Raw genomic sequence first — 6,369 nt, 5'->3', positions numbered from 1 at the left:
CGGGGGTACGGTACGCGGAACGCGGGACCGGAACGCGGAACGCGGGACCGGGACCCCGGCCGGGGTCCGGGGCCGGGCCCGAGACCGGGGTCAGATGAACTTCTGGCCCGCCAGGAACTCGGCCAGCCGCTTGCCGCCCTCGCCCTCGTCCTTGACGATCGTGCCCGCCGTCCGGGCCGGCCGCGCCGACGCCGCATCGACCACGGTCCACGCACCCGCCAGACCGACCTCGTCCGCCTCGATCCCCAGATCCTCCAGATCCCAGGACTCCACCGGCTTCTTCTTCGCCGCCATGATCCCCTTGAACGACGGATACCGCGCCTCACCCGACTGGTCCGTCACCGACACCACCGCCGGAAGCGAAGCCTCCAGCTGCTCGGACGCCGTGTCACCGTCCCGACGACCCCGCACGACCCCGTCCGCCACCGAAACCTCCGACAGCAACGTCACCTGCGGAACACCCAGACGCTCCGCCAGCAGCGCGGGAACCACACCCATCGTGCCGTCCGTCGACGCCATGCCCGCGATCACCAAGTCGAAACCAGCCTTCTCGACCGCCTTCGCCAGCACCAGCGACGTGCCCATGGCATCCGTACCGTGCAGACCGTCGTCCTCGACATGAACAGCCTTGTCCGCACCCATCGACAACGCCTTGCGCAACGCATCCTTGGCATCCTCCGGACCCACCGTCAACACAGTGATCTCCGCATCGTCCGCCTCATCCGCGATCTGCAGCGCCTGCTCCACCGCGTACTCGTCGAGCTCCGACAGCAGACCATCGACATCCTCACGGTCCAGCGTCAGGTCATCGGCGAAATGCCGGTCCCCCGTGGCATCGGGCACGTACTTCACACAGACAACGATCCTCAAGCTCACGCCGGGTCTCCTACTGCATCGTCATTTCCGGGCTGCCTTGTTGCTCGCAGCATAGGCGCCTGATGGGGCGGATTCCGGTCGGGGCGACCGACGCTCCGACCGGAAATATTACTAGCCAGTACACCCAGTGTCCTACCCATGAGCAAGCGCTTGGAACTGTGATCTGGCCTACGTGCGCCGCCCAAGTGCCGCTTGGGAGATCTCAGTCCCGCAAGCCGGTGAAGCGGCCCTGGTGATAGAGCAGCGGTCGACCGCCTCCGGCCGGGTCGCCGACCACGGCCTGCGCGATCACGATCCGGTGGTCGCCTGCCGGAACCCGGGCCACCACGCGGCAGACCAGCCACGCCAGCACACCGTCGAGAATCGGCACACCTTCGGGCCCACTGCGCCAATAGGTGGACGGGCCGAACCGGTCGGCGCCGCTGCGGGCGAAAGTGGCGGCCAGATCCCGCTGGTGCTCGCCGAGTACGTGGACGCCTATGTGCTCGGCCTCGGCCACGACCGGCCAACTGGAGGACGAGGTCCCCACACCGAACGAGATCAGCGGCGGCTCGGCGGCCACCGAGTTGAGCGAGGTGGCGGTGAAGCCGACCGGCCGGTCACCTGTGGCAGTGATCACTGCCACACCGGCGGCGTGCTGCCGGAAGACCGAACGGAGAAGGTCGGGGGATGCCGTGCGGGAGGTGCCGAGCTCGGGCGATGCCGTCATGGAAAGGTCCTTCTACGGAGGATGGCGTGCAGGGCCGTGGTTGCTCAGACACCCGGACAGCGCGCACTCGCGTAGCGGGCGAGATCCACGTGGACCCGGCCGTAGAGAAGGAGTTCTTGCGGCATAGCGTCACACTGACGATGCGTGGCCGGTGCAGTCAAGAGCGTTCCGCAATGTGGGAGATGCATCACGGTCCGTCACATCGCCTGTCCCAGAGCGGCGACCACGTCGACGGTGCGTGGCTGCCCGACGGCCCGGCGGACGATCCGGCCGGTGGCGTCCAGGACGAGTACGGTCGGCGTCCGGCTGATCTCCAGCTCGCGCACCAGAGTGAGATGCGCCTCGGCGTCGATCTCCACATGCGCGACGCCGTCCACCATGCGCGCCACCTCGACGAGGGTGCGCCGGGTGGCCCGGCAGGGCTGGCAGAACGCGCTGGAGAACTGCACCAGAGTTGCCCGCTCCCCCAATTCCGCGCCGAGTTGGGCCGCGCCCAGCGTTCCCCGGCGTGTCCGCCCGTCCATCTTCGGCCTCCTGCCAGAGCTCTTCGCAAGGGGTCAGCACCGCCGGGCGGCGAGACATTCCCGGCGGTTCCACGTGACGAGAATCTCGCGCCCCGCGCCCTCCGAGACTGGCCACCGCGTCGCGCATGGGGCACGATCGGCCCAATGCCGCAAACCTACGGCTGCGTAACTTCCGCCGGGAGAATCCTCCCCAGGCGCTGAAGAAGGGTCTTCCCGAGATGGCAGAACTCGTCTATCGACCGGTCATCGGCGCCGCTCGTACGTTTTTCAAGGCGCTTGACCTGAAGATCGACACTCAGGGTTCCGAGCACATCCCGAAGACCGGTGGCGCGGTCCTGGTGAGCAACCACATCAGTTATCTGGACTTCATCTTCACCGGGCTCGCGGCGCTGCCGCAGAAGCGGCTCGTCCGGTTCATGGCGAAGGAATCGGTCTTCCGGCACAAGGTGTCCGGGCCGCTGATGCGCGGCATGAAGCACATTCCCGTCGACCGCAAGCAGGGCGAGGACGCGTATGCGCACGCGCTCGACTCGTTGCGCTCCGGCGAGATCGTGGGCGTCTTCCCCGAGGCCACCATCTCGGAGTCGTTCACGCTGAAGAGCTTCAAGTCCGGCGCCGCCCGCCTGGCCCAGGAGGCCGGAGTGCCCCTGATCCCCATGGCCCTGTGGGGGACTCAGCGGCTGTGGACCAAGGGCCGGCCGCGCAATTTCAAGCGCAACCACATTCCGGTGACGATCCGGGTGGGCGAGCCGGTGGAGGCGCCCACCGACCAGTACGCGGGCGCGATCACCCGGCGGCTGCGGGAGCGGGTCCAGGAGCTCCTGGAAGCGGCTCAGCGCGCCTATCCCGTGCGCCCGAAGGACGCGAGCGACACCTGGTGGGTGCCCGCGCACCTCGGCGGTACCGCTCCGACGCCGGCCGAGGTACGCGAGAGGAGCTGACGCGGCCGGCTCACGGCCCCGGCCGAGACGTCACTCCGGCGAAACCTCACTCGGGCTGAACGTCACTCCGGGGTACCGACGGTGATCCACGCTTCCGGGCGGAGCTTCGCCGGCCGCTCGGCGATTTCGGCGCCCGCGGCTTCGAGTTCGCCGATCGTCATGGGCGCGAGGCGCTCCAGCAGGAACAAGGCGTTCACGGACTCCTCGGTGAGCCGGGTGCGCACCCCTCTCGCCAGTTCCAGCGCCGGCAGGTGACGCCCTCGTCGTCGCAGCAGACGACTTCGCCGGGCTCGGGGTGCTCCACGGTCTCCTCGCCGCCCGCGACGGTGGAGAAGGGCTCCTGGCCGGTGGAACGTACGAGCAGCGTCTCGCCGTTGATCCGGTCGGTGTCCTCGCCACCGACCGGGATCAGGTGGGCGACGCCGATGGCGTTGCAGAGGTCGGCCAGGAGATTGATGCGCGGCAGCCCGGCGTCGGTGAGCGCGCGCCGGGCCAGGGCTTCGGCGGAGTTGCGGGTGCACGAGGGCTTGGCGCCGGAGGCGGTGCAGGCGTCGCGCCAGGCGGCGAGGTGGGGGTCCTCGTGCGGGGGCCCGACCGTCGAGCCGCTCGGACAGACAGCGGGTCAGTTCGTCCAGGAGGGCCGAACTCTTGTCGTTGCTGGGCAGCACGTTGAGCAGGCCACGCGCTTCGACGGCGAGGTGGGTGAAGCCGGGGGCGAGGGTGCGTACGTCGTCGGCGACGGTGAACGTCAGAGGCATCGGCCGCCTTGCCTCGGGACGGGATCTCAGAGCTCTGTGGGCAGAGTGCGCCACAACTGCCGGCGGTCCTCGGCGGACTTGAGTCCACGCAGCACCGCCGGATGCGGTGCGGCATGAAGTACCGGATAGTCCACTTCACCGAACTCCGGCCGGACGGGCCACGCCAACCGTTCCTCGTCGAGCGAGAATTGGGCGTCGACGCCCGGCTTGTTGCCCCGGGGGTCCTGGCGGTCCCAGCGATCACGGCCGGGCAGCCGTACCGCGATCAGTCCGTGTACGGGACCCGGATCCCCGTCCTCCTCACCGAGCGCCTGATAGCAGAGCGCGGTCGGGATACCCGCCGCGCGGAGAAGGGCGGCCAGAGCATGGGCTTTGGCGTGGCAGATTCCGTTGCGCGTCGCGAGGACGTCGGAGGCGCGCCAGGAGACCCGCATGTCGCCCGAATCGGCGGAGTGCGCAATGGTGTCCCGCACGAAGGCGTAGGCGGCGGCCGCGTATGTGTATGCGTCGGTGGTGTCGTTGCGGAGACCGGCGACCGTCTCCCGTACCAGCGGATGCTCGTGGTCGATGGCATCGTCCGCGGCGAGATAGGCAGAAAGTTGCGGAATCTGCTGGATCAGCTCCATGGCCGTTGAGCGTAGGTATGCGACCGACCGGATGTCAATGACTATCCAGTCGACCGCATACCTATTCGACTCTCTTCCGGCCTGCCTACTTCGCCATTTCTTCCTTCAGCGCCAGGACGAATGCATCGACATCATGCTCCATCGTGTCGAAGGAGCACATCCAGCGCACATCACCGGCGGCCTCGTCCCAGAAGTAGAAGCGGAAGCGCTTCTGCAGCCGCTCGCTCACGTCGTGCGGCAGCCGGGCGAAGACGGCATTGGCCTGGACCGGGTGGAGGATCTCCACACCGTCCACCGCGCGCACACCCTCCGCGAGCCGCTGGGCCATGGTGTTGGCGTGCCGGGCGTTGCGCAGCCAGAGGTCGCCGGCGAGCAGCGCCTCCAACTGCACGGAGACGAAGCGCATCTTGGAGGCGAGCTGCATCGACAGCTTACGCAGGTGCTTCATGGCCCGGACGGCGTCCGGGTTCAGGACGACCACGGCCTCGCCGAAGATCGCCCCGTTCTTCGTGCCGCCGAAGGAGAGGACGTCGACGCCGACGGTGTTGGTGAACGTACGCATCGGTACGTCCAGCGACGCCGCGGCGTTGGCTATCCGGGCCCCGTCCAGGTGGACCTTCATGCCGTGACCGTGGGCATGGTCACAGATGGCGCGGATCTCGTCGGGTGTGTAGACCGTGCCCAGCTCGGTGTTCTGGGTGATCGAGACGACCTGCGGCATGGCCCGGTGCTCGTCGTCCCAGCCGTACGCCTGCCGGTCTATGAGCTCGGGAGTGAGCTTGCCGTCCGGGGTCGGCACGGTGAGCAGCTTGAGGCCGCCCACCCTCTCCGGGGCGCCGCCCTCGTCGACGTTGATGTGGGCGGACTCGGCGCAGATCACCGCGCCCCAGCGGTCGGTCATCGCCTGGAGGGAGACGACGTTGGCGCCGGTTCCGTTGAAGACCGGAAAGGCTTCGGCGGTGGGGCCGAAGTGACTGTGCATGACCCGCTGGAGGTGCTCGGTGTAGTCGTCCTCGCCGTAGGCGATCTGGTGACCGCCGTTGGCCAGGGCGATGGCCGCGAGAATCTCCGGGTGCGTGCCCGCGTAGTTGTCACTGGCGAAGCCGCGTACCTGCGGGTCGTGGTGGCGTCGCGCGTCGGTCCTTACGGTTGTGGGGTCAGCCACAGGCGCTTTCCGTTCACTTCCGGGGCGGGCCGGTCCCAGACGCCGACGATGGCCTCGGCCAGGTCCTTGACGTCGGTGAAGCCCGCGAATTTCGCATTCGGGCGCTCGGCGCGCATCGCGTCGTGCACCAGTGCCTTGACGATCAGGATCGCAGCCGCGGTCTTCGGCCCTTCGTCGCCCCCCGCCTTGCGGAAGGCGTCCGCGAGGGCGAGGGTCCAGGCCTCGGCGGCGGCCTTGGACGCGGAGTAGGCCGCGTTTCCCGCGGTGGGCTTGCTTGCCCCGGCCGCGCTGATCAGCACATAGCGACCCCGGTCGCTGCGCTGCAGCCCCTCCTGGAAGGCCAGCGAGGTGTGCTGGACCGTACGGATCAGCAGCTTCTCGAGCAGGTTCCAGTCGGCGAGGTCGGTCTCGGCGAAGCCGGCACTGCCGCGCCAGCCGCCGACGAGGTGGACCAAGCCGTCGATCCGGCCGAATTCCTTCTCGGTCTTGTCCGCCCATTCGCGAGTGGCGGCGAGATCCAGCAGGTCGACGGTGTCTCCGGTGACGGTCGCTCCGCCGTGGGCGTAACGCGCCGCGTCGACCGCCTCGGCCAGGCGGGTGGCGTCCGCGTCGGAGGCGACGACGGTCGCACCGGCCTCGGCGAGCCTCAGCAGCGTGGCCCGCCCGGCCGGGCCCGCGGCTCCGGCGACCGCGACCACGGCACCTTCGAGAGCACCGCTCCCGTTGCCCTTGCCGTTTCCGTTCATGGCCACCGCCTCCTTAAGCCCGGC

8 protein-coding genes and 1 pseudogene are annotated in these 6,369 nt (G+C 68.8%); 1 reads left to right on the top strand and 8 read right to left on the bottom strand.

The annotated features are described in order from the left end of the window. Positions 1–90: 90 nt before the first annotated feature. The 4 genes from ACFU8Q_RS01030 to ACFU8Q_RS01015 form a co-directional block, all read right to left on the bottom strand. Entirely contained in the window at positions 91–876 is a 786-nt protein-coding gene (locus tag ACFU8Q_RS01030; RefSeq protein WP_384446397.1) for an electron transfer flavoprotein subunit beta/FixA family protein, read from the bottom strand. Between the two features lie 202 nt (positions 877–1,078). Next, positions 1,079–1,585 (bottom strand): flavin reductase family protein, encoded by a 507-nt coding sequence (locus ACFU8Q_RS01025; protein ID WP_384446395.1) that lies wholly within the window; start codon positions 1,583–1,585, stop codon positions 1,079–1,081. Positions 1,586–1,629: 44 nt separating this feature from the next. Then, on the bottom strand, positions 1,630–1,710 hold the full coding sequence (locus ACFU8Q_RS01020) for a putative leader peptide (protein WP_384446404.1): 81 nt from the start codon (positions 1,708–1,710) through the stop codon (positions 1,630–1,632). Between the two features lie 72 nt (positions 1,711–1,782). Further along, on the bottom strand, positions 1,783–2,109 hold the full coding sequence (locus ACFU8Q_RS01015; RefSeq protein WP_266744700.1) for a thioredoxin family protein: 327 nt from the start codon (positions 2,107–2,109) through the stop codon (positions 1,783–1,785). A gap of 218 nt (positions 2,110–2,327) precedes the next feature. On the opposite strand from ACFU8Q_RS01015, the gene ACFU8Q_RS01010 reads away from it, so the two are divergent. Next, complete coding sequence (locus ACFU8Q_RS01010) at positions 2,328–3,050, top strand: lysophospholipid acyltransferase family protein (RefSeq protein WP_384446393.1); 723 nt, start codon at positions 2,328–2,330, stop codon at positions 3,048–3,050. A gap of 62 nt (positions 3,051–3,112) precedes the next feature. Here the strand turns inward: ACFU8Q_RS01010 and ACFU8Q_RS01005 are convergent. The 4 genes and pseudogenes from ACFU8Q_RS01005 to ACFU8Q_RS00990 form a co-directional block, all read right to left on the bottom strand. After that, positions 3,113–3,808: pseudogene (locus tag ACFU8Q_RS01005) on the bottom strand (B3/4 domain-containing protein). Positions 3,809–3,834: 26 nt separating this feature from the next. Next, the gene (locus ACFU8Q_RS01000; RefSeq protein ID WP_384446391.1) at positions 3,835–4,434 is read right to left on the bottom strand and encodes a transglutaminase domain-containing protein; all 600 of its coding nucleotides are present in this window, start codon (positions 4,432–4,434) and stop codon (positions 3,835–3,837) included. 85 nt (positions 4,435–4,519) lie between these two features. Continuing rightward, a complete protein-coding gene (locus ACFU8Q_RS00995) occupies positions 4,520–5,599 on the bottom strand; it encodes a threonine aldolase family protein (protein WP_384446390.1) in 1,080 nt (359 codons plus the stop codon). After that, positions 5,578–6,345: an SDR family NAD(P)-dependent oxidoreductase gene (locus tag ACFU8Q_RS00990; RefSeq protein ID WP_384446388.1), complete on the bottom strand. Its 768-nt coding sequence runs from the start codon at positions 6,343–6,345 to the stop codon at positions 5,578–5,580. Before ACFU8Q_RS00990 ends, ACFU8Q_RS00995 begins: the two co-directional genes overlap by 22 nt. Positions 6,346–6,369: the final 24 nt, after the last annotated feature.

It is taken from the genome of Streptomyces sp. NPDC057543, from assembly GCF_042801895.1.
Taxonomy (GTDB): Bacteria; Actinomycetota; Actinomycetes; order Streptomycetales; family Streptomycetaceae; genus Streptomyces.
The sequence above is the reverse complement of the archived record's forward strand: the minus strand, read 5'-3'. Positions and strand labels throughout refer to the sequence as shown.